General features: G+C 35.1%; 22 protein-coding genes and 1 riboswitch. Of the genes, 20 read left to right on the top strand and 2 right to left on the bottom strand.

Annotated elements, in window-relative coordinates; translation table 11 throughout:
- Nucleotides 1-7: 7 nt before the first annotated feature.
- The 13 genes from NCCP28_RS18610 to NCCP28_RS18550 all read left to right on the top strand — a co-directional run bounded on the left by NCCP28_RS18610 (nt 8) and on the right by NCCP28_RS18550 (nt 14,583).
- Complete coding sequence (locus NCCP28_RS18610; RefSeq protein ID WP_248562728.1) at nt 8-1,708, top strand: alpha-glucosidase; 1,701 nt, start codon at nt 8-10, stop codon at nt 1,706-1,708.
- Entirely contained in the window at nt 1,701-3,149 is a 1,449-nt protein-coding gene (locus NCCP28_RS18605; RefSeq protein ID WP_248562727.1) for a PTS transporter subunit EIIC, read from the top strand. Before NCCP28_RS18610 ends, NCCP28_RS18605 begins: the two co-directional genes overlap by 8 nt.
- 100 nt (nt 3,150-3,249) lie before the next feature.
- Complete coding sequence (locus NCCP28_RS18600) at nt 3,250-4,722, top strand: glycoside hydrolase family 32 protein (RefSeq protein ID WP_248562726.1); 1,473 nt, start codon at nt 3,250-3,252, stop codon at nt 4,720-4,722.
- A gap of 404 nt (nt 4,723-5,126) precedes the next feature.
- Entirely contained in the window at nt 5,127-6,026 is a 900-nt protein-coding gene (locus tag NCCP28_RS18595; RefSeq protein WP_248562725.1) for a sulfite exporter TauE/SafE family protein, read from the top strand.
- 106 nt (nt 6,027-6,132) lie between these two features.
- The gene (ssuD, locus tag NCCP28_RS18590) at nt 6,133-7,293 is read left to right on the top strand and encodes an FMNH2-dependent alkanesulfonate monooxygenase (RefSeq protein WP_248562724.1); all 1,161 of its coding nucleotides are present in this window, start codon (nt 6,133-6,135) and stop codon (nt 7,291-7,293) included.
- Nucleotides 7,294-7,374: 81 nt separating this feature from the next.
- Nucleotides 7,375-7,905, top strand: a complete 531-nt coding sequence (gene ssuE / locus NCCP28_RS18585; RefSeq protein ID WP_248562723.1) for an NADPH-dependent FMN reductase — start codon at nt 7,375-7,377, stop codon at nt 7,903-7,905.
- Between the two features lie 480 nt (nt 7,906-8,385).
- The gene (locus NCCP28_RS18580; RefSeq protein WP_248562722.1) at nt 8,386-9,732 is read left to right on the top strand and encodes an LLM class flavin-dependent oxidoreductase; all 1,347 of its coding nucleotides are present in this window, start codon (nt 8,386-8,388) and stop codon (nt 9,730-9,732) included.
- Nucleotides 9,733-9,756: 24 nt separating this feature from the next.
- Nucleotides 9,757-10,527 (top strand): ABC transporter ATP-binding protein, encoded by a 771-nt coding sequence (locus NCCP28_RS18575; protein ID WP_248562721.1) that lies wholly within the window; start codon nt 9,757-9,759, stop codon nt 10,525-10,527.
- Between the two features lie 14 nt (nt 10,528-10,541).
- Nucleotides 10,542-11,381 (top strand): ABC transporter permease, encoded by an 840-nt coding sequence (locus tag NCCP28_RS18570; RefSeq protein WP_248562720.1) that lies wholly within the window; start codon nt 10,542-10,544, stop codon nt 11,379-11,381.
- A gap of 86 nt (nt 11,382-11,467) precedes the next feature.
- Complete coding sequence (locus tag NCCP28_RS18565; RefSeq protein ID WP_248562719.1) at nt 11,468-12,475, top strand: aliphatic sulfonate ABC transporter substrate-binding protein; 1,008 nt, start codon at nt 11,468-11,470, stop codon at nt 12,473-12,475.
- Nucleotides 12,476-12,886: 411 nt separating this feature from the next.
- The gene (locus NCCP28_RS18560; RefSeq protein ID WP_248562718.1) at nt 12,887-13,030 is read left to right on the top strand and encodes a hypothetical protein; all 144 of its coding nucleotides are present in this window, start codon (nt 12,887-12,889) and stop codon (nt 13,028-13,030) included.
- A gap of 205 nt (nt 13,031-13,235) precedes the next feature.
- Nucleotides 13,236-13,418, top strand: a complete 183-nt coding sequence (locus NCCP28_RS18555; RefSeq protein WP_248562717.1) for a YezD family protein — start codon at nt 13,236-13,238, stop codon at nt 13,416-13,418.
- Between the two features lie 547 nt (nt 13,419-13,965).
- Entirely contained in the window at nt 13,966-14,583 is a 618-nt protein-coding gene (locus NCCP28_RS18550) for an acetate uptake transporter (RefSeq protein ID WP_248562716.1), read from the top strand.
- A 49-nt stretch (nt 14,584-14,632) separates the two neighbouring features.
- Here the strand turns inward: NCCP28_RS18550 and NCCP28_RS18545 are convergent, their stop codons facing one another.
- Nucleotides 14,633-15,013, bottom strand: a complete 381-nt coding sequence (locus tag NCCP28_RS18545; protein ID WP_248562715.1) for a DUF4183 domain-containing protein — start codon at nt 15,011-15,013, stop codon at nt 14,633-14,635.
- Nucleotides 15,014-15,268: 255 nt separating this feature from the next.
- Between NCCP28_RS18545 and NCCP28_RS18540 the strand changes: the two genes are divergently transcribed.
- The 6 genes from NCCP28_RS18540 to NCCP28_RS18515 all read left to right on the top strand — a co-directional run bounded on the left by NCCP28_RS18540 (nt 15,269) and on the right by NCCP28_RS18515 (nt 21,703).
- On the top strand, nt 15,269-15,613 hold the full coding sequence (locus NCCP28_RS18540) for a DUF4183 domain-containing protein (protein WP_248562714.1): 345 nt from the start codon (nt 15,269-15,271) through the stop codon (nt 15,611-15,613).
- Between the two features lie 115 nt (nt 15,614-15,728).
- Entirely contained in the window at nt 15,729-17,372 is a 1,644-nt protein-coding gene (locus NCCP28_RS18535) for a sensor histidine kinase (protein WP_248562859.1), read from the top strand.
- A complete protein-coding gene (locus tag NCCP28_RS18530; protein WP_248562713.1) occupies nt 17,369-18,133 on the top strand; it encodes a LytR/AlgR family response regulator transcription factor in 765 nt (254 codons plus the stop codon). The genes NCCP28_RS18535 and NCCP28_RS18530 overlap by 4 nt, the downstream gene beginning before the upstream one ends.
- Nucleotides 18,134-18,287: 154 nt before the next feature.
- Nucleotides 18,288-19,523, top strand: a complete 1,236-nt coding sequence (locus NCCP28_RS18525; protein ID WP_248562712.1) for an L-lactate MFS transporter — start codon at nt 18,288-18,290, stop codon at nt 19,521-19,523.
- A 375-nt stretch (nt 19,524-19,898) separates the two neighbouring features.
- Entirely contained in the window at nt 19,899-20,555 is a 657-nt protein-coding gene (locus NCCP28_RS18520) for a 5-bromo-4-chloroindolyl phosphate hydrolysis family protein (RefSeq protein WP_248562711.1), read from the top strand.
- Nucleotides 20,552-21,703, top strand: a complete 1,152-nt coding sequence (locus NCCP28_RS18515; RefSeq protein ID WP_248562710.1) for a toxic anion resistance protein — start codon at nt 20,552-20,554, stop codon at nt 21,701-21,703. Before NCCP28_RS18520 ends, NCCP28_RS18515 begins: the two co-directional genes overlap by 4 nt.
- Before the next feature lie 145 nt (nt 21,704-21,848).
- On the opposite strand, the gene NCCP28_RS18510 is transcribed toward NCCP28_RS18515, so the two are convergent.
- Nucleotides 21,849-22,349 carry a QueT transporter family protein gene (locus tag NCCP28_RS18510; protein ID WP_248562709.1) on the bottom strand — a complete coding sequence of 167 codons (501 nt, stop codon included), beginning with the start codon at nt 22,347-22,349 and terminating at the stop codon, nt 21,849-21,851.
- Between the two features lie 8 nt (nt 22,350-22,357).
- Nucleotides 22,358-22,402, bottom strand: a riboswitch (PreQ1 riboswitch).
- 269 nt (nt 22,403-22,671) lie between these two features.
- Here NCCP28_RS18510 and NCCP28_RS18505 point away from each other — a divergent pair.
- Nucleotides 22,672-23,646 (top strand): efflux RND transporter periplasmic adaptor subunit, encoded by a 975-nt coding sequence (locus NCCP28_RS18505; protein ID WP_248562708.1) that lies wholly within the window; start codon nt 22,672-22,674, stop codon nt 23,644-23,646.
- Nucleotides 23,647-23,743 lie beyond the last annotated feature (97 nt).

The raw sequence follows: 23,743 nt of genomic DNA, 5'->3' as shown, positions 1-23,743 counted from the left end.
GAAGATTATGAAGCAGAAATGGTGGCAAAAAGAAGTTATTTATCAAATTTATCCTAAAAGTTTTTATGACTCAAATAATGATGGAATAGGCGATATAAAGGGTATTACAGAGAAATTAGACTATTTGCAGTCTTTAGGTATCACAATGGTTTGGATATGCCCAATTTATCAATCGCCAATGGCTGATAATGGATATGATATTTCAGATTATTATCAATTAAATCCAGAGTTTGGCGATATGAAAGACTTGGATGAGTTGATTGAAAAGGCAACAGAAAAAGGCATCAAAATTGTTCTTGACCTTGTAATAAATCATACATCTGATGAACATCCATGGTTCCAAGATGTGCTAGAAAATCCTGATAGTAAGTATAAAGATTATTATGTCTTAAAATCTGGTAAAGATGGCCAGCTACCTAATAATTGGCGTTCTGTTTTTGGCGGAAGTGTATGGGAGCCTTTAAAAAATACAGATCAGTATTATTTTCATTCTTTTGGAGTCAAGCAGCCAGACCTAAATTGGGAAAATAAAGAAGTTCGTGAAGAGCTGTATAAAATGGTTAATTATTGGCTGGATAAAGGAATTGCTGGTTTTAGAGTTGACGCGATAACGTTTATTAAGAAAGATCAATCTTATCAAGATGTACTTGCAGATGGAGTAGATGGACTTGCAAAATGCACCAAAAGAGGCCGTAATCAACCAGGCATTGAAAAATTTCTGCATGAATTACAAGCAAAAACCTTTTCAAAGTATAATTGCGTAACAATTGGTGAAGCTCCTGGAGTGCCATATGAGCAATATGGAGATTTTATTGGCGATAATGGATACTTCTCTATGATTTTTGATTTTAGATATGCAGATCTTGATGTGGCTTCTGGAAGTGAATGGTTTAAAAGAGTCGATTGGAATGTAATAGATTTAAAGGGTTTAATATTTACTAGTCAAAAAGAAATTCAAAAAGTCGGCTGGGGTGCTAACTTCTTAGAAAACCATGATCAAAATAGATCAATAAGCAAGTATATAAAGGAAGAAGAGAATCGCAATTTCTATTCGGCGACAATGCTAGGAGCAATGTTTTTCTATTTGCGTGGAACTCCTTTTATATATCAAGGTCAAGAAATTGGCATGACTAACTTTAAAAGAAAAAGCATTGAAGAATTTGATGATATTTCAAGCATTGACCAGTATTATCGTTCTATGAATGAGGGTTTTAGTGAAGACGAAGCATTGCACTTTATCAACTTGCGGAGCCGCGATAATTCAAGAACACCATTTCATTGGAGCCCAAAAGAATATGGTGGATTCTCAGAAGTGCAACCATGGTTAGGAATGAATGAGAATTACGAATCAATAAATGTAGAACAACAAGAAAAAAATCCAGATTCTATCTTAAATTTTTATAAAAAAATCATTCAAGTAAGACAGTCAAGCAAGGCAAGTGAATGCTTAACTTTTGGCGAAATCGAACCAATTTTAGAGGAACACCCCCATATAGTTGCATATAAGCGTAAATTGAATGAAAAAGAAGTTATTTGTTATTTTAATTTTTCATCAGAAAATAATGTAGTCAAATTAGAGCAGAAAAAGTATGAAGTTTTATTAAACAATTACAAAGATGAAGAAACGATAATAGCTATACAAGATTATGAACTAAAGCCATATCAAGCTCTACTACTTTTAAAGAAAGAAGAGAATAGTGATGAATGAAAACAAATACGAACGCATAGGCAAAGAAATTATTGATGTAATAGGTGAAGATAATATCGAATCATATACCCATTGTGCTACTAGACTGCGTTTTTCTATTAAAGATCGTGAAAAGATCAATGATGAAGCTATTGAAAGCATTGATGAAGTAAAAGGGGTATTTTTTAATGCCGGCCAGTATCAGGTTATTTTAGGTACTGGTACGGTTAATAAAGTATATGCTGCCTTGAGGGGAAATCAGCCAGAACAAGATGAGGCACAATCCAAGGAGGATGCTTCATCTGCTAAAAAAGAAAAGGGCATAAGAAGAGCTGTACGTACACTTGCTGATATATTTATTCCAATTATCCCGATTATTGCTGCAACAGGACTGTTTCTCGGATTAAAGGGAGTAATATTTAGTGATGCTATTTTAGGGCTAATAGGGATGACAGGCAATGATATTCCTGCTTATTTGAAGACACTTATCTCTGTTCTTACAGACACTGCATTCGCCTTTTTGCCAGCATTAATTTGCTGGTCTGCATTTAAGAATTTTGGAGGAATGCCAATAATCGGTTTTGTAATCGGTTTAATGTTAGTTTCTCCTGCTCTTCCAAATGCTTATGCAGTAGCAGATATCAATAGTGGAGTAGATCCAATTATGGCATTTGGATTTATTCCAGTAGTCGGATATCAAGGCAGTGTATTGACAGCACTCGTGATCGGAATTTTAGGAGCAAAGCTTGAGAAGAAATTGCGAGCCGTGATGCCAAATGCATTGGACTTAATTTTTACTCCTTTTCTTGTTTTATTGACAATGATGATTACTGGTTTACTTGTGTTAGGGCCATTATTGCATGTATTAGAAATGGGATTAGTACATGTTGTAACATCACTTATTCATGCTCCTTTTGGAATTGGCGGCCTTTTAATTGGCTTCATCTATCCGTTGGCTGTTATGACAGGAATGCACCATTTATTCATAATGATTGAAACAACTTTGCTCGCAAATACTGGATTTAATCCGCTGATCACTTTATGTGCAATGTATGGATTTGCGAATGCTGGAACTTGTCTGGGAATTACAATTAAAGCTAAAAAACGTACGGTAAAGGTTGCTGGAGTAAGTGCAACGCTTACTCAATTGCTTGGTGTCAGCGAGCCTGCGTTGTTTGGTGTAGTAATGAGATATAGTATGAAACCGCTATATGTGATGATTGCCTGTTCAGCTGTTGGTGGTATGATTCTTTCTGTCTTAAATATCAAAGCTAACTCCTATGGTTTAGCGGTAATTCTTTCTCCATTAATGTACATCTATGAATGGAATCAATTAGTAACATATATTGTAGTCGGCATTGTCATTTTTATAGCGGCATTTGTGATTACCTCTTTATTTGCAGTTCCTAAAGAAGTAATGGCCGAAGACAAAACACCAACTAAAAAAAATGTGAGTATATAAATAGATTGACAGTAAATAGAACGCATCAGTTTGCTAAAAACGGGTTGCTTTAGCAACTCGTTTTTCATTTTTAAAAATGGTTTTGGGAGGAAAGTTAATTATGGAGTGGACGAATGAAGAACGCTATCGTACATATGACAGTATGACTGTAGAAGAGAGAAAGAAACTAGAATTGTCAGTATCGAGAAGTCTATGGCGGCAACGATATCATATTCAGCCGCCATATGGTTTATTAAATGATCCTAACGGTTTTGTTTGGTATAAAGACCGCTACTATTTATTTTATCAATGGTTTCCTTTTGGAGCTGTACATGGGATGAAACATTGGTATCAGACAGAATCAATAGATCTTATAAACTGGAAAAATAAAGGGGTTGCTGTAAAACCAGAGTTGTCATTTGAAAGCCACGGGATATATTCAGGCAGTGGATTTGTTCATAATGAGTTCCTTTATCTGTTCTATACAGCAAATAAACGAGATGGAGAATGGAATCGCCATGCCTCGCAGTGTTTAATAATAATGGACGATAAGGGGAAGATGATCAAGCAAGATATACCTATAATTCAGAAGCAGCCAAAAGGATATACAGAACATTTTAGAGATCCGAAAGTATGGAAAGAAAAAGATAGTTTCTATATGGTAGTAGGGGCTCAGCGCAAAGACTTAACAGGATGTGTTCTTCTTTATAAATCGGATAATTTAAAGGATTGGCATTGGCTAGGCGAGTTAAAGACGAAAGAAATGAATTTTGGTTTTATGTGGGAATGTCCTGACTATTTTGAATTGCAAAATCATGGCGTACTATTATTTTCTCCTCAAGGTATTCAAGCGAAAAATGATAGTTTTAGGAATATTTACCAATCTGGTGCGTATATAGGGCAGCCATTGGATTTAAATAATAATTATTTCGAACATGAAGAATTTCAGGAATTAGATGCAGGTTTTGATTTTTATGCTCCACAAACAACAGTATCACCGGATGGCAGACGGTTGCTTGTTGGATGGATGGGATTGCCAGAAATAGAATATCCGACAGATAAAGAAGGGTGGGCCCATTGTTTAACTCTCCCAAGAGAAATTTCAATTAAGAATAATATTATTTATCAAAAACCTGTGCGAGAACTGCAAAAAAATCGACAAAATAAAGTGCAAAGAGCATTGAGTATACAGGGAATTACAGAACATATAGAGGCATTTTCAGGAGAAGCGTATGAAATGATTGTGGATATAGAAGCAAAAAGTGCAGCAATTGCGGGATTAAAGCTACGTGTTGGGGAAGACGAAGAAACGTTGCTTTATCTTGATAAATCGATTCAGAAGGTAGTACTTGATCGTACAAAAGCAGGAGAATTATTTGCACAAGAATATGGAACAATTCGTCAGAAATCATACTTAAAAGAAAAAGTGCGTTTTCATCTATTTATGGATACATCTTCTATTGAGGTTTTTGTAAATGATGGAGAAATTGTTTTTACGTCTCGTTTATTTCCTAAAAAAGAAAGTTTAGGAGTGCAATTTTTTGCAAAAGAAGGGATGGCAAATTTTGAAGCTGTACAGTGGAAATGCAAATAAGATGAAATTGAAACATATTCGACTTTACAGCAAGCATTAGAGAAAGATTAATAGAAAAAATGTTTAGCTAAAAACAAGGCAGGGAATTTCCTCTGTCTTGTTTTTTTGATGGAAGATTATTATTCCGTATTTAAACTACATAATAGGCGGGCTTTTCTCATAAAAAGCTTTTTGGGGCTGAAAATATGGTTCTTTTGTTATCAAAGGTTCTCCATTTTAATAATTTTCAATTTATTTTAAAATACTAGTTGACGGGTAGGAATAATGCGATATATAATCTGCTTAATTAGAAAAAATAAAGAGCTGACTAAAAATTCGAAGGCATAACTAAGTCGAAGGGTTATGCTGTTGTATATCTTTTTCTAGATTTTCTCATTAATTAAAACAAATAGAGGGTGTATATAATGAAAAAGTTAATCGTTTTTGCTTTTATTGGTCTGCTTGCACAATTAATTGACGGTGCTTTAGGAATGGCTTATGGGGTTACATCGACGTCTCTTTTATTGGCTTTCAGCATTTCTCCAGCCGTTGCATCTGCTTCTGTTCATTTAGCAGAAGTGGTAACGACAGCTGCATCTGGAGCATCTCATATAAGATTTGGAAATGTAGATAAAAAAACAGTTTATCGACTAATTATTCCAGGTTCAATTGGGGCCTTTGCAGGGGCAACATTTTTAAGCAATATACCAGGAGATTTGGCAAAGCCGTATATTTCTTTATTCCTTTTAGGATTAGGCGCATATGTCCTTATTAGATTTTTATTTAACTTCCGCCCAAGTGAAGAGAAAAAGGGAATTGATTTAAGCAAAAAACAAGCAATTCCATTAGGCTTAGTGGCTGGGTTTGCAGATGCAACCGGCGGCGGAGGATGGGGACCGATTGCGACGCCAGTGCTATTATCCCGAAAAGGCATGAGTGCACGCAAGGTAGTAGGTACAGTGGATACAAGTGAATTCGCTATAGCGGTTTCTGCAACACTTGGCTTTTTCATCTCTTTAGGATGGGAGCAAGTAAACTGGTTATGGGTTGGAGCATTAATGATTGGCGGAATTATCGCAGCACCAATAGCTGCATGGCTTGTTCAGAAAATTCATGCACAGTTAATGGGTGTACTTGTAGGTGGTTTTATTATCCTTGTAAATGCAAGAAATTTGCTAACATCTTGGATTGATCAGGCATCTTTTTATCCATATGTATACGCAGCAATTATTATCATTTGGATAGCAGCAATAGTTTATACTGTTTCAAAAATTGGCGGCTTTAAAAATAATAAAAAAGTAAAAGTTAATTCAATAGCTGACTAGAAAACTAGAGGCTCTCGGATTAAGTAAGTTTCTTACTTAACTGGGAGTCTTTTTTTATAAATAAATATAGAAAAACTATCGAAAACATAAGAAGGGGAGAAAAAAGATGAATGTATTTTGGTTTATTCCGACACATGGGGATTCAAGATATTTAGGCGTTACTACAGGGGGAAGAGAGGTTAATCTGCCGTATTTAAAACAAGTGGCACAAGCAGTAGACTCGTTAGGATATGATGGTGCTTTGCTGCCGACAGGCCAATCATGCGAAGATGCATGGGTGGTTGCTTCCTCATTGATTACAGCTACTAGTCAGATGAAATTTCTGGTAGCAGTGAGACCGGGATTAACGACTCCTTCTCAAGCGGCTAGAATGGCGGCGACATTTGATCGTTTATCAAATGGACGATTACTAATAAATGTAGTAACTGGAGGAGATCCTGTGGAACTTGCTGGTGATGGATTGCATTTGAGCCATCATGAAAGATATGAACTAACAGATGAATTTTTAGCTGTGTGGAGAGAACTGTTAGCAAAGGGAGAAGCAAATTTAAAAGGAGACTACTTGCATATTAATGAAGGGAAATTATTATTTCCTCCAGTTCAAAAGCCATATCCTCCTTTATATTTTGGCGGTTCTTCACAAATAGGACAAGAAATCGCAGCAAAGCATGTAGATGTCTATTTAACTTGGGGAGAGCCGCCAGCAAAAGTTGCAGAAAAAATCAATCAAGTAAGAAAATTGGCTGAAAAAGAAGGCAGAACGGTGAGATTTGGTATACGCCTTCATGTCATTGTGAGAGAAACAGCTGAGGAAGCTTGGCATGCGGCAGAAGATTTAATCAAATATGTAGATGATGATTTAATTGCAAAATCGCAAAAAGTTTTTTCACGATATGATTCAGAAGGACAAAAAAGAATGACAGATTTGCATGCAGGAACCAAAGATAACTTGGAAATAAGCCCTAATTTATGGGCGGGAGTTGGACTAGTAAGAGGAGGAGCTGGTACTGCTTTAGTAGGCGATCCAGAAACAGTAGCCAAAAGAATGAAGGAATATGAAGATTTGGGCATAGAGACATTTGTACTTTCTGGTTATCCCCATTTAGAAGAGTCGTATCGAGTAGCAGAATTATTGTTTCCCCACTTAGGTATTAACCAAAAATCAATAAATTTCAACAGCAATCAAGTTGGTGAAATGGTGGCAAATGATTTTCATCCTAAAAAGCAACATTTAATAAACAGCAAAATTAAACAGAGAAGAAAATAAAAAGGCAATCTATCAAATGATTAATAAATATAGGAAAAAAAACATACCTTCATACAAAAGGAAAGAGAGGATGAGAAGCAGATGGCAAAAGTTGCAATTATTGCAGGTGCACCAAATGATTACTCACGTTTAAATGGAATATTGGATTATAGTATAAAATTATTGGAAAAGGCGGGGATTTCTTATGACATTATAAAAGTACATGAACTGCCAGCAGAAGATTTGATTCAGGCAAAGTTTGATAGTGAAGCAATCAAAAATGCCCATAAAAAAGTAGAAGCTGCAGCAGGGGTGCTTATTTTGACTCCAGTATATAAAGCAGCCTACTCTGGAATTGTAAAAACATATCTTGATTTGCTGCCTCAGAAAGGACTAGGAGATAAAATTATTTTACCCTTAGTGATAGGCGGGTCCTTTGGGCATTTGCTTACAATTGAATATGCACTGAATCCAGTAATATCGGCTTTAGGAGCCACTTATATAATCAATGGGGTATACACTATTGATAAAGATGTAGAAAGGCTTGATAACAATCAATTTTCTTTAAAAGAAGAAGTGCAGCAGAGAATTGAAAAAAGTATAGATGCATTAATTAAAGTAATATCGGATTAACAATCACCATAATCAGGAAGGGGCAGTCTATATACAAAATAATAAATAATTATATATTATTTATTGTCAGAGTGTCGAAAAAGTTTGATAGTAAAAAATCAGGCTGAATGAAAACGTTTGACTATCGAGGAATCCCACTTTTTGAGGAGCGGAGTTACCGTTTGGTGGTAATGAGCACCGCAAAAAAGGGGAGTGACGAAGAGAGCGAACGTTTTTCAACAGCCTGATAATAAATAATTATATATTATTTATTGTGAAATGATTATTGGAGCCTTTCTGCAACTATGTTCCATTAACCAAGGGATTTGCTTTAAAACTAAATGAGCTCATTACTTCGTATCTAGAAGATCCATATGCCAATAAATAATGCGGCCAGAAAACTGGAGCAGCCTTTTCCTTAGCGGATAAGTGCTGCACTTTTTTTACGGTCAACAACTTATTTATAGAAAAAATAATTTGTAATAATTGGAGGATGGGAAAATGAAGAATGAAAAGCGACAAATGAATTTAGGAGCCTTTTTTATGATTCCAGGACATCATGTAGCTGCTTGGAGACATCCAGATAGTGAAAGTGAAGATATTTTATCATTTGACTTATATAAAAGATTAGCAACAACAGCAGAACGAGGCAAATTTGACATGATCTTTTTCGCTGATGGATACGCTGTGCATGATAGAAATGGGGCTGGCATAGAGCAAGCAGTTAATATCCGTCCAGATCCAGTGACGCTTTTGTCTGCATTGGCTGTTGCAACAAAGCATATTGGCTTGGCAGCAACAGCCTCCACTACCTATAATGAACCTTTTCATTTAGCGAGAAAATTTGCGACAATTGATCATTTGAGCGGAGGACGATCTGGATGGAATGTGGTTACATCTTCCAGCGAAGCAGAAGCACTTAATTTCAGCAAAACAGAACATTTAGCTCATAGTGCCAGATATGAGCGGGCAGAAGAATTTGTTGAAGTAGTGAAAAAATTATGGGACAGCTGGGAAGATAATGCCGTATTAGTAGATAAAAAGACAGGGAGGTTTGCAGATCCAAGCCTTGTACATCATGTAAACCATAATGGAAAATGGTTTTCCATTAAAGGACCGCTAAATATATCAAGGCCTGTACAAGGGCATCCAGTTATTATTCAAGCAGGATCATCTGAATCTGGAAGAGAGCTCGCAGCTAAAACAGCTGAAGTTATTTTTACGGCGTGGCAAACATTAGGGGAAGCACAAAGTTTTTATAAAGATGTAAAAGGGCGTCTAAAAAAATATGGCCGCACAAAAGACTCTTTAAAAATTATGCCTGGTGTATTCCCGGTTATTGGCAGTACGGAAAAAGAAGCGAAGGAGAAAAAACAATATTTGGTCGAATTAATACCAGAAGAAGTGGGGGTTGGATTATTATCCTCTTTAATAAGCTATGATTTATCATCATTTCCAATTGATAAACCACTTCCTGATCTGCCGGATATTCAAGATATAAATGGAGCAAAAACAAGATTTCAGCTTGTGAAGGATTTAGGAGATAGAGAGAATTTAACCATTCGCCAATTATATCAGCAAATTGCTGGAGCTAGAGGACATCGAGAAATTGCAGGAACACCTAGCCAAATTGCCGATCAGCTTGAGGAGTGGTTTAAAAATGGAGCAGCAGATGGATTTAACATTATGCCGCCATATCTGCCAGGAGGATTAGATGACTTTGTTGATCTGGTTATTCCTGAATTGCAAGAGCGGGGCTTATTTCGCACGGAATATACAGGCACTACGTTACGGGAAAATCTAGGTTTGCTCCGACCTGCTAATTCATTTGCAAAAGTTAATAATTAGGGGAATAAGAAAGGGGGAACTAGGATGTCATTGCTGGAAATAAATCAACTTTATAAGACATTTGAGAAAGGAAAAGAAACGACACATGTTTTAAATGATATAAATTTAAATGTCCAAAGTGGTGAATTCATCACAATTATAGGTCCAAGCGGCTGCGGAAAAAGCACATTATTAAAAGCAATAGCAGGATTGGATATGGAATATTATGGAGAAATTAAACTAGAAGGACAAAAAATAGCAGGAACAAGCATTAATCAGGGATTTATTTTTCAAGAACCACGCTTATTTCCATGGTTGACAGTAGAAAAAAATATTGCAGGCAATCTATCATTAAACCAGCCATCTGTACAAAGCGATGTTAAAAAACTGATTAAACTAGTAAGATTAGAGGGATTTGAAAAGGCATATCCAAAGGAACTTTCAGGAGGGATGGCCCAGCGTGTTGCTATTGCGAGAGCATTGTTAAGAAAACCAAAGATCCTTCTTTTGGATGAACCATTTGGAGCATTAGATGCTTTTACTAGATCTCATATGCAAGAAGCGCTTCTGGATATTTGGAAAGAAGAGAAAACCTCGATGATTTTTGTTACACATGATATTGATGAAGCTATTTATTTAGCAAACAAAGTAGTTATTATGAGTGCAAGACCAGGAGCGGTGCAAAAAGTCATTCCGATTGATTTGCCATTTCCAAGAAAAAAATCGACCACATCTTTTCAAGAATTCCGTCATCTTGTCTTAAATGAATTTGAAAAAGTAGATGAATTGGAATTAATCAATAGCGCTGGAATATAAAGGAGGGGTGTTCTATGGAAAATCAAACTACCATTTCTATTGATAACATAAAGTCATCCAAACAAAAAAGGATAAGTAAAAAAAAGGATGCTAGGCAATTGAGCATATTTATAAAAGGGTTTATTCTGCCATTAATTATTATAGCTATTTGGGAACTTGCAGGGAAATATGAATTGATTTCGGCAACTTTATTGCCAAGACCAAGTGCTATTTTTACCACGTTTATCGAGTTAGCAGCAAGTGGTGAATTAACGGGGCATCTAGAAATCAGTTTATGGCGAGCACTGGGGGGATTTGCATTAGGAGGAGGCCTTGGATTATTAATTGGATTGCTAGTTGGTTTTAATCAAAATATGGAGCAGACAATTGATCCGACGCTTCAAATGCTTCGGACCATTCCTACATTAGCAGTTATTCCACTGTTTATTTTATGGTTTGGATTTGGAGAGGCCTCCAAAATACTGTTAATTGCAAAAGGCGCTTTTTTTCCTTTATATGTGAACACATTTTTAGGGATTCGCGGAGTAGACTCCAAATTGTTTGCTGTGGCAAAAGTATTGCAGTTTAGCAAATGGAAACAAATTACATTATTGATACTTCCAGCCGCACTTCCTAATATATTATTAGGACTGCGATTATCAATGGGTACTGCATGGCTGGCATTAGTTGCTGCAGAATTAATGGGATCGAGTGAAGGTGTTGGATATATGATTATGGATGCAAGACAATTTTCCCAAACGACTGTTGTTTTTGTAGGGATTATTATCTTCGCTGTATTTGGAAAGTTATCTGATTCCTTAGTGAAGCTATTTGAGAGAAAGCTATTAAGATGGCAAGATAATTATCAAGGGTAACTGGAGATACATAGTTCAGTGAATGGTTAGTGTTTTAAATCCGATTAAATAAATAAGAAAAGTATAATTAAGGAGGATATTCGATTATGTTAAAAAGTCTGAAACCCATGTATCTATTATTGCTGATCTCTATTGTACTGTTGCTAAGTGCTTGCGGATCGAATGAAAAAACTTCAACAAAAGGAACTAACAAAGAAGATGTGGTAGTTAATATTGGTGTTCAAGGAAAAACGGGGATTTTACCCTATGCACGAGAACATAAATATTTTGAAAAGGCCTTTGAAAAAGTTGGGGTAAAGGTAAAATGGAATGAATTTGCAAGTGGACCGCCTCATTTTGAAGCATTGGCTTCTGGCAGGCTAGATTTTGGCGCAGTAGGTGGAACACCGCTTATCGCAGGGCAGGCAGCAAATATTGACTTTAAAGCGATTGCTGTTACAAGTGATGGAAAAAAGGGAAATTCTATTGTGATACCAAAAGGGAGTTCTATTAAAGATATAAAAGATTTGAAAAATAAAAAGATTGGCGTAGCAAAAGGAAGCAGTGCTTATAACTTCTTGTATATGGCTATTGACCGCGCTGGTTTAACAGATAAAGATATTGAGATCATACAACTGCAGCCTGATGAAGCAAGACCTGCATTAGATAATGGATCAATTGATGCATGGTCAATTTGGGAACCATATGCAACAACTGCTGTTTTTCAAACTGGAGCAAAAGTCTTGGTATCAGGAGAAGATTTAAATATAAATGCACCAAGTTTTCTTATTGCAAGGTCTAAATTTACAGAAGAAAATCCTGATTTAACCGTACTTTTTCTAAAAACATATGAAGAAGTCCGCAAGTATTTTACTAGTCATGTTGATGAAGTATCAAAAGACATTGCAGAATCTCAAAAGGTTGATGAGGAAATTATTCAATCCGTGCTAGAGAAATCGGATAATATTTTAAGTCCAACAACAGAAGAGTTTGCAAAGGCACATCAAGAACAAGCTGATTTTCTATACTCTGTAGGAGGAATTGATAAAAAACTGCAAGTATCAAAAGTCATTGATAATCAATATGTAGACAAAGCGCTTAAAGAAGAAAAATAATAATAATGCGCCATTTCCAAAAAAGGAATGATGCAATTTTGCTGATAATAGAAATAGTTATTATTAAGAAATTTAATCAAAAATTTCCTAATAAGTGGTTGATTTACCTACTAATACATAATATGATTAATAAAAACATATATTCATATAGATATACTCGGTATTAAAGATGCAATCACATCATTTATCACACATTAACGGGCTTTTCCCCCCACCTAAGGGAGTGTAAGAGAAAATGAGAAGTCTAGGTGGATAGAAACTTGCCCATAAAATCCTGATTGGTTCCACTAACAATCAGTGGGGATGAAGAAAACCCTCACTGATTAAAGTTTCACTTTATAAAAACTATCAATTTCCATTAGATGAAAAATTATTAAAGCATGAAGCAATTTTAGCAGTATGGGGAGAGAAATGAAACGTTCTATCAAAAGAGAATATGCAGAAGGGTTATTGGCGCAAGGCTGCAATCAACTGAATACTGTTATGATGACAGCGCAGAAAAAGTCAAAAAAACCACTAATACTTATTATGCAGAATAAATATTGCTGCAATTAAAAAAAAGATTATATTTAAGGGAAAAGGGGAGTTGGAGAAGGATATTGACATCATAAGAACCCCAATGAAATTAATGTAAAAGAAGTCATTCGCAGTCTAGAGAAACCACTGTCGGCTATAACTATAATGCATATATTCTTTTAATGAACAGCCTTGGAAGACCTGCTTTTAAATCGTAGGATTCTAATAAAAGGAGAGGATTAAGATGTCTTCAAAAAATAAAATGGATCAAGAAATCATTGATAAAATTATTAATTTTATAGAAAGTATGGAGTTTGGAACAGTACAAATAACAGTGCATGATTCACAAGTAACACAAATTGAAAAAGGAGAAAAATATCGTTTTGCCTTAAAGAAAAACAATGAGAAGAGCAATAAGGCGAAATAAAAATCAAATAGCAAGATAAAAAAACATCTAAGTTTTTTTATCTTGCTATTTTTTATATATTCTACCTATATATACTAAAATTTATATAAGAGAAGAAGGATGATTTAAATGAACCTTCTTCTCTTTTGTTTTGTACAAGCATAATCATTCATTGTATTTAAACAGCATCTATTTAAAAGGGAAATACTTCATATTGACGTATCAATAGAAACAAGGTGGATATATGTATGAATAAAAAAGCAGATGCAAAAGTTGCTTTGTATAGGAATATACTGGAAATTATGTAGAGAGAATAAAGTAACCCCTTATGGTGGGATTACAAATCATATTTTAGATGGAGTACCTTCAGCAGAATGTTTAGGGCAAGTAATCTCTTATCTAGAGCATCCATATTTACTTGTTTTATAATGTTGCAATATTGCAATATGGAATAGTTCACACTAAAAGGATAGAGCCTTATGTTGACTATTCTATAAGATAAAAAAACAGTTGACACTATCCGCTAATTCCTATAAAGTACAAAAGTATGTTTTTTTAGGAGGAAATTATGGAGACTCAGAATCAGACACAGGTTAAGATTACAACAGCAGATCCATCTGCTTTAGGTTTATTTGGTTTAGCAATGGTAACACTTGTTGCTTCTTCTCAAAAACTTGGTTTAACAGAAGGAGTTTCACTTATTTTGCCGTGGGCAATCTTTTTGGGAGGCATTGCACAGCTAATTGCTTCCATACTAGATTCGAAGCATAATAATATTTTTGGCACTACTGCTTTTGGTGCATTTGGATTATTTTGGTTCGGTGTTGGGACAACATGGCTTATTCAATTAGGCTGCTTTGGAGAAACACTTGCTGCATCAGTGGATATAAAACAGCTTGGATTTGCATTTATTGGATATTTAATTTTTAGTTTGTTTATGACAATTGGAGCTTTAGAAACACATAAGGTATTATTTTTTATCTTTGTATTTATTGATTTCTTATTTATTGGCTTATCGTTGAGCTCTTTTGATATTATGTATGAAACAACACATATGATTGCTGGAATTGCAGAGCTTTGTATTGCGCTATTATCTTTTTACGGATGTGGAGCAATTGTGCTTAATACACATTTCGGAAAAGTAGTGCTGCCGATTGGAAAGCCTTTTGGCATATTTAAAAAATAAGAAAAAAGATGAGGGTCAACTAGACGCTCATCTTTTTTTGTCCGAAAAATTAAGTTGTAATAGTAACATCAGTAGCTGGAGTAAAATTGGTCACAACTAAAACAACTGGAGAATCTATTTCAATTGTTGAATCAGCTGGAACGTCTATGACTAGTTGACCAGTTCCTGTTGTGCCAGGTGTATATTCCAATAAATCGGCCATTTGCAATACACCGTTTACATAAACTTCGATATAGCTATTGTCATCAGTTAATGCAGGCAATGAAGAAACTGCTCCTCCTGTATCAGTAAAAAAATCTGCTGCATCAATGGTTAATGAAGCAACTCCTGTTACAGTTGTTTCTGCTTCATAAAAAAAACGGCTCACAGTGGGAGCTGTTACCGTTGTAGCGGCAGCAGTTATTGCAAGTTTCATTATTTTAAGTGGCATGTGATCACTCCTTTTCACTTTTCTTCTTATTTTATGTAGCATTTTTCTTTTCGGTATAGACATTAGCATTTTTTTAATAAAAATGGACAAGCACTCCTGAATAAGTAGATTAATAAAATAATAAAGTGAAACTTCAATCAGGCTTTTGCGGGCAAGTTTCTTCCCACCTAGATTTTTCGTTTGCTCTTATAATCATGAGGCGGGGCTCAAAAGTTAATGTTTGCTAAATAGAAAAAAAGTGAACGGAGCGGGATTATGAAAAAAAAGAGAAAAGATCATAAAATAAAAAAGCCTGTATTGTCCCTCCCTGTTATTCCTTTAGAAGTTCAAAGTTTTGCTATTCCCCAAAAAGTTGAAGTATATGAATTTTACACAATAGCTGATGGAATACAGCGGATATTTAAAGACGAAGATGGAATACAGGAATTAGGAGTGCAAGTTATATTAAGTCCTTATTCTTTATCATTTACTAATTTATTTATTAATGGTGTACTGCAGCCTAAGGACAGTTATTTAGTAGAAAAAGGGAAGTTTTGTTTATTGACGGAGGATGTTCCGTTAAAAGGAACTTTGCTTATTTTGCAGATGGTAAAAGCTTAGCGGTGTTGATCGTTTTCTTCTTATTTCATTCATTTACCTCCTGTCAGTATATTGGTAAAATATGAGTGGATAAAGATCAGGAGGAAAAAATGTGTATCAATTAACAGAGTTGGAAATGTTGATTCAATTATTTGAAAGAGCAGCATTATTGCTTATTTCGCTGTTTTTTATGACAAGGGTACCGAAATTTAAGGAAACGTTGCAAAAGGATAGTCATTCCTCCACAGAACTTATGATGATTACATTAATTTTTTGTGCTTTTGCTTTGTTTGGCACATATTCTGGGATTGAAGTAGAAGGATCAATTGTTAATATAAGAATTATCGCCATTATGTCTGGCGGCATTTTATTTGGTCCATGGGTAGGTATTGTTACAGGAATTGTTTCCGGGATTCACCGTTATTTAATTGATATTGGCGGGGTGACTTCAGTTCCTTGTTTGATTACTAGCATTTTAGCAGGTATTGTATCAGGTTATATTCATATGAAAGTGAAAAAATCAAGCCGCTGGATTATGGGGATTATTGCTGGAATGTTATGTGAAATTTTAACAATGATTTTAATCTTAATCATGGCAGAACCATTTGAGTTAGGATTAGAAATTGTTTCTAAAATCGCGTTTCCGATGATTTTAGGACAAGTCAGCATAGGCTTAATCGTTTTGATGATTGCCAGCGTAGAAGGGGAGAAGGAAAGAATTGCAGCAGAGCAGGCAAAGTTGGCGCTTGATATTGCCAATAAAACATTGCCATATTTTCGTTCGATAAATACGGCATCTTTACATACAATCTGTACGATTATTAAAAACGATATACATGCAGATGCTGTGGCAATAACTGATACAAAGGATGTACTTGCATATGTAGGTTTTGGGGAAGAAAAATACCAAGAGGGCCAAGCAATAATTAGCGAATTGACAAAAGAAACGATTCGCAGCGGAAAAATTACGATACGGAATAATATTGCTGATCATCATACTCCACAGATTCATTGTCTTCTCATGATTCCTCTTGAGGAAAGAGGAGTAGTTACCGGGACTTTAAAGATTTATTACCGCAAAGCAAATACGATTACCTATACTTTGCAAACATTGGCAATTGGTCTTGCACAAATTATTTCTACCTTAATGGAAGTATCAAGAGTGGAGCAAATTAAAGAAGCAGCAAATAAAGCGGAATTAAAGGCGCTGCAAACAAAAATAAATCCCCATTTTCTTTTTAATGCTTTAAATGCGATTGCTTCTACGACAAGGAGAAATCCGGAAAAAGCAAGAGAGCTTATTCATAATTTATCTGGTTATATGAGATATAATTTAGAAGTAGGAGAAGATCTGATTGATATTCAAATTGCTTTGCAGCAAGTACGGGATTATATTGAAATTGAGCAGGCTCGATTTGGAAGCAGGCTTCAAGTGGAATATTATATAGAAGATATTCATATAAAACTGCCCAGCCTTTTAATTCAGCCACTTGTAGAAAATGCAGTAGTACACGGCATTTTAAAAAGAAAAGGTCCTGGGTTAATTGAAATTTCCGTTAAAGATATTGGTGATAAAATCAGGATAAGTGTAAGGGATTCAGGAATTGGCATTAAACAAGAAGTGATTGATAATTTATATAGCGGAGAAGTTCCCTCAAAACAAATCGGTTTATCGAATGTCCACCAGCGCGTAAAATTAATTTATGGAACAGGATTAGTGATTAAACGATTAGAACCTGGGACAGAAGTATACTTTGATATGACAAAGGAGACAAAATGAAGGCGATTATTGTAGAAGATGAAATTCCAGCAAGAGAAGAGCTGGAATATTTAATTCAAACACACAGCAGTATAAAAATTATTCAAACATTTGACGATGGACTGGATGTGTTGAAGTTTTTGCAAGGAAATGAAGTAGATGCTATTTTTCTTGATATTAATATACCTTCATTAGATGGAATGTTTTTGGCGACCAATATTAGCAAATTTGCGAAAAAGCCGTATATTATTTTTACAACTGCTTATAAAGAACATGCTGCCCAAGCATTTGAACTAGAAGCATTTGATTATATCTTAAAGCCATATGATGAAAAAAGAATTGCAGCGATGCTGATAAAACTTGAGGCAGCGTTTCAAAGGGACCAAGGGGAATCAATTGTTGGGGAAGATGGTAAAAGTGCTGCAATCGAAGGCGCGGTATCAGCGAATCGAAGTGGCAGAATTAATTTGCGCAAAAATGATAATATTATCGTAACAGATGTTAATGATATTTATTATGCAGTGGCCAGTGAAAAAGTGACCCTTGTTTATACAAAAATAGAGGAATATATGATGCCGATGAGCATTTCCGAATTTCATGGGAAGCTGCCGCAAGATATCTTCTTTAAATGTCATCGTTCTTATACTGTTAATTTAACGAAGATACATGAAATTGTGCCATGGTTTAATCATACTTATGTACTTCGCTTAAAAGATATAAAGGGCGAAGTTCCAGTAAGCAGAAGCAAAGTGAAAGAATTTCGGCAAATTATGCAACTGTAATTACCGTTCATTCCAGTATATATGCATTTCATTCTGATAACGATTTCATTCTTTTTTCCGGTGGTATACTTATTTGTGTAAGGGACAACATATTAAGTTAACTTGATAGGAAACATAAAAATATACCATTTAAATCGGAAAAGGAGAGAATAAAATGAAAGCGAGTACAGAGAGACGGTGGCTTATTGTTATCGGCACCATTATCGTACAAATGGGTTTAGGGACTATTTATACATGGAGTTTATTTAACCAGCCTTTAGTAGATAATTTTGGCTGGGAATTAAGTTCTGTTGCTATAACATTTTCCATTACAAGTTTTGCATTGGCATTTTCCACTTTATTTGCAGGAAAACTGCAAGACAAATGGGGAATACGCCGTTTAATCGGAAGTGCCGGCATATTGCTTGGGGCAGGATTAATGCTTACATCGCAAATATCTTCCTTATGGATGCTGTATATTTTAGCAGGCGTTGTAGTAGGTTTTGCAGATGGAACAGCATATATTACATCTTTATCTAATTTAATTAAATGGTTCCCAGAGAGAAAAGGATTAATATCTGGTATTTCTGTTGGGGCATATGGAACAGGAAGTCTTTTATTTAAATTTATTAATGGTTCATTTATTTCATCATTTGGCGTAACACAAGCATTTATGTTTTGGGGAATTATTGTATTGGTGATGGTTGTAGGTGGATCATTTTTGATTAAAGAAGCAAAAGAAATTAATTCGGATTCTTCTGTTCAAGTACAGCAAAAAAATTATACAGTTAAAGAAATGCTAAAAACAAAACAAGCATACCTTTTATTTGTGATATTTTTCACAGCTTGCATGAGCGGTTTATATTTAATTGGAATTGTTAAGGATATTGGTGTAAGCTTAGCTGGATTAGATATTGCAACAGCAAGCAATGCAGTAGCATTAGTGGCAATCTTTAATACTGTTGGCCGAATTATCTTAGGGGCATTATCGGATAAGGTTGGTCGATTAAAAGTTATTTCAGGCTCTTTATTTGTAACAGCAATTGCAGTTACGGTGTTAAGTACAGCCACTCTTAATTTTCCAATATTCTTTGCATGTGTTGCAGCAATTGCTTTCTGTTTTGGCGGTAATATCACGGTATTTCCAACGATTGTAGCAGACTTCTTCGGTCTAAAAAACCAAAGCAAAAACTATGGAGTTATTTACCAAGGTTTTGGAATTGGGGCGCTAGCTGGTTCATTTATTGCAGCAGCATTAGGAGGATTTATTCCAACATTTACAGTTATTGCAGCATTATGTGTAGTTTCCTTTATTATTGCATTAACTATCAAACCTCCATATCAAGGAACTGCTAAAAAGAAATCTGAACGTACGGTGCCAAATATGACGCCTCATACAAAAGTTGGATAACAGAGTTTTTATGGCATAAAACAAGAATATAGATAAGAAGAGTCTTTCCCATGGAAGGCTCTTTTTTGCATATTATGCAAGAAAATTTATAGACTATTTGCTAAAATATAGAGGACATACAGAAACGGCTTTAGCAAAAATATAAAATGAACAGAGTTATTAACATAGGCGTTTAATTAAAAACATAGACTAGTTTATAATATAAAAACAAATCAATCAGTCTTGAGACGTAGATCATTTTCCATTTTAAGTCCATAGTAATTTTTTTGTTTTTGCTATAGTGTAAAGATAATAGGAAAGAAAATAGGGGAGTTTGAAACTATTTTTCTAATAAAACGTAGATAAAATAAGGAAAACAGTCAGGAGTCGATAATATTGAATCCATTTTTGCAATTTCTTGTGAGGTCAGGAGTGACCATTCCAATTGGTGCGCTGACTTGGTTCAGCAGTCTTCTAATTTTAGAACAATCATTTATAGCCTCAGTTATATACGGTATTTTAGCTGGAACAGGGACTTATTTTATATCAGATGGGATAATGCAGCATCAGTTTTTGAAAAAACATGGTTTGACTAGAAAGGAATTCAAATTTATTAATAAGCATTTAAAAGAGGCAAAAACCAAAATACATCGATTAAATAAAGCTGTTTTTGCAATTCGTCATTTTCCGTCTATTAAACAGCGTATAGATTTAATGCGTGTTACGAAAAAAGTGTATCGTTTAACACAGCAAGAACCGAAACGCTTTTATCGTGCTGACAAGTTTTATTATTCTCATTTAGATTCAGTTGTGGAAATTGCTGAAAAGTATGCCTTGCTGTCTGCTCAGCCGAAGAAAAATCATGAACTGCAATCAACATTGCGCCAGACAAGATCAGCTTTAGAACAGCTGACGAAAACAATTGAACAAGACCTCCATGAAATTCTAACAGATGATATTGATGATTTGCATTTTGAATTAGAAGTGGTGAAACATACTTCTCAAAAGAATAAGGACGATGAGTTAATCGATGAAAGCAGGAGATTGAAATGAGCGATGGATTAAAGTCCCTTCCTTTTCAAAAAGAGGAAGGAGCAGAAGATGCGCTATTTCTTGCTTCTATTGCAGAAGAAAACATTAAGGCGATAGATAAGGAGGCAAATCCATCTTCTCTTCTTATCAATAGATTATCAGATAGCGATAAACAAAAGGCATATGAGCTTGCTGAACGTATAGAGCCATCTAAACATAGTGATTTAGTTTTTTTTGGCGCAAAAGCACAAAAGAACCTTCTTTCTTTCTCCCATTCCATGCTTGAACATGTTCAAAAAAAAGAAGCTGGTGATGTCGGCATGGTTATTGCGGAATTAATGGAGAAATTAAATGAAATAGATCCTGATGAATTAAAGGTAGAAAAGAAATCATTTCTTGCCCGTTTATTTGGAAGAGCTTCTAGTTCTGTACAAGAGCTTTTGTCAAAATACCAAAAAACAAGTGCACAAATAGATCGAATAAATGTAAAACTAGGACGCAGCAAAAATATTTTATTATCGGATATTCATTTATTAGAGCAGCTGTACCATGATAATAAAAATTATTTTTATCTGTTGAATATGTACATTGCTGCTGGAGAACTAAAGTTGCAAGAAGTAACAAATGAAATAATTCCAGAAATGAAAAAAGAAGCAGAACGAGCAAAAGATGAAATGAAGCTGCAAGAAGCAGAAGATATGATGGCATTTGCTGATCAGTTGGCACAACGTATATATGATTTGAAGATAAGCAGGCAAATCACTATTCAAACAGCTCCACAACTTCGGCTTATTCAACATACAAATAAAATGGTAGTAGAGAAAATCCAATCTTCTATTATGACAACCATTCCATTATGGAGAAATCAGGTGGCAATAGCATTAACATTGCTTAAGAACCGACATGAACTAGATGCGCAAAAAAGAGTAAACAAAACGACAGAGGAAATTCTCAAAAAAAATAGTCGTTTCATACAGAGTAGTGCTGCAGAAAATGGAGAGGAAAAAATACAAACAGAGATTGAAACATTAAAAACTACGCATCTCGATTTAATCTCCCGTTTAGAGGAAACTTTACAGCTGCAAAACGATAGCAAGCAAAAAAGAATGGATGCCAAGCAAGAGTTTGAAGGGATAAAAGATAAGTGGAGCAATAAGGAAATATTATAGGGAAGGTGTAGAAATCAGATGATTCTACATCTTTTTTTGTTGTTTCTTTGAAAAAAATAAAGCAATTGACCATTAATCAAACGTTTGATTAATGGTCAATTGCTTTTAAACAGGCAAGTTTTTTTATTTCAGTGTGTAGCAGAGCTTATTTTTTATCTTCTATAATTTTATCAAAATGCACTCGTTTGTTAATAAGATAAACAATCGGGATGCTGATAGCCATCACGGCAAATTCCCCAACCGCAGTAGTGAACCACAGAGTCAAGAATGAAATCCCCAGATCTAAGTATAAGTATAATTCCAATGCAATGATAGACATTGTAAATGTAAATACAATCGTGTTAATAATCATTCTTTTTATTATATTTTTTACATAGCGGCCAACAAATATTGTAATAAGCAGAGCGATAATGGATTGTGCTGGCCCGAAAATCAGGTCTGGCTTTAAAGGCGATAAGAATAAGTTAGCCAAAAATACACCAATGACAATACCATATAAATATTTTTTATTAAATACAATTAAATGATTAAACATCTCTGATACACGAAATTGTATATTGGTAAAGCCAAATGGAGCAACAATGGCAGTAACTGCGATGTATAGTGCGGCAATCATGGCATTTATTGCAATCGTTTTTATTTTCATCTTATAGATTCCCCCTAGTTTTTTTACGTGGGATGGTTTCGAACCACGTTATATAAGCAGAAGTGCAAAAGGGTATCTTACAGCATAAAGCCAGTATTAGTCAATAATTTTCAGTTTTTATGTAAAAACGCTATAAAAAAACTTATTGAGCAGGAAATCTCCATTTTGACAGAGATTATTTAAAAAAAAATCCAAAAAAATGTTCTCGACTTATTCCTGACACATTTCTTTTATATTCTATTACTTGTAAAGAACAAGCCCATATAAAAAAGAACGTTTCATAAATAAAAACGAATGAAATGGAAAGAGGTCGAGAGAAACAATGAAAAAGGGAATCAAAAAGTGGATTATTAGTGGTGTAGCAGTTGTAGTAATTGGATCAGGAATTGGTGGATATTTCTATTTCTCAAAAGAAGATCAGCCTGTCATGGCTCAGGCAAGAACACAAACGGCAACGGCAGAAGTAGGCGATATAAAAATTGATGTGAGCGGATCAGGCAGCATTTCTGCGATCAATAGTGAAACTGTATCAGCAACGGAAAATGCAACAGTGGAAGAAATATTGGTGAGTGTCGGAGACGAAGTGGAAAAAGGCGATGAACTAGTCACTTTTGACGGAGATGCTGATCCAATTACAGCTCCTTTTGATGGAGAAATTATTTCTCTTAATGCGGAGGAGGATGGCACGGTATCGATGGGCACAGAAGTAGTCGGCATCACAGATTATGAAAACTTAGAAATGGTTGTAAATGTCGATGAATTAGATATTTCCAAAGTAAAAGTAGGACAAAAAGCAACTGTTTCTGTCAGTGCATTAGATGATAAAGAATTCACAGGAAAAGTAACAAGTGTCGCAAAAGAAGCCAACTCTGACAGTTCATCAAGTACAGCGAAATATGCAGTAACAGTGAAAATCACAAAATCAACAGGATTATTAGTAGGGATGACAGCAGAAGCGACAATCACAACAAACAGCAAAGCAGATGTCGTAACCGTTCCTGTTGAAGCCGTACAAAAAGAAAATGACGAGTACTATGTATTAGTTCCATCTGGATCAACAACTTCAGAAGATGGTGCTACAGAAACTTCTACAACGAAACAAACAGTCGAAGTGGGATTAGAAAATGAAGATGTGGCAGAAATCACAAGTGGTTTAGATGAAGGAACAACTGTTGTGTTGCCAACCTTTGAATCAAGTGATGACAGCTCCCAAGGCGGATTCCCAGGCGGAGGCCAAATGCCGGGCGGCGGAGGCGGTCAAATGCCATCAGGTGGTCCAAATAGAGGTGGAAACTAATGGTGGAAGAAAAACGGATTGTGGAAATAAAAAATTTGCAGAAGCAGTATACTCTTGGCGGCGAAACGGTGACGGCTCTGGACAATGTTAGTCTTTT

Origin of the sequence: Niallia sp. NCCP-28 (genome assembly GCF_023168165.1) — a bacterium.
Taxonomy (GTDB): Bacteria; Bacillota; Bacilli; order Bacillales; family Cytobacillaceae; genus Niallia.
This window is presented reverse-complemented; position numbering and strand designations above follow the sequence as displayed.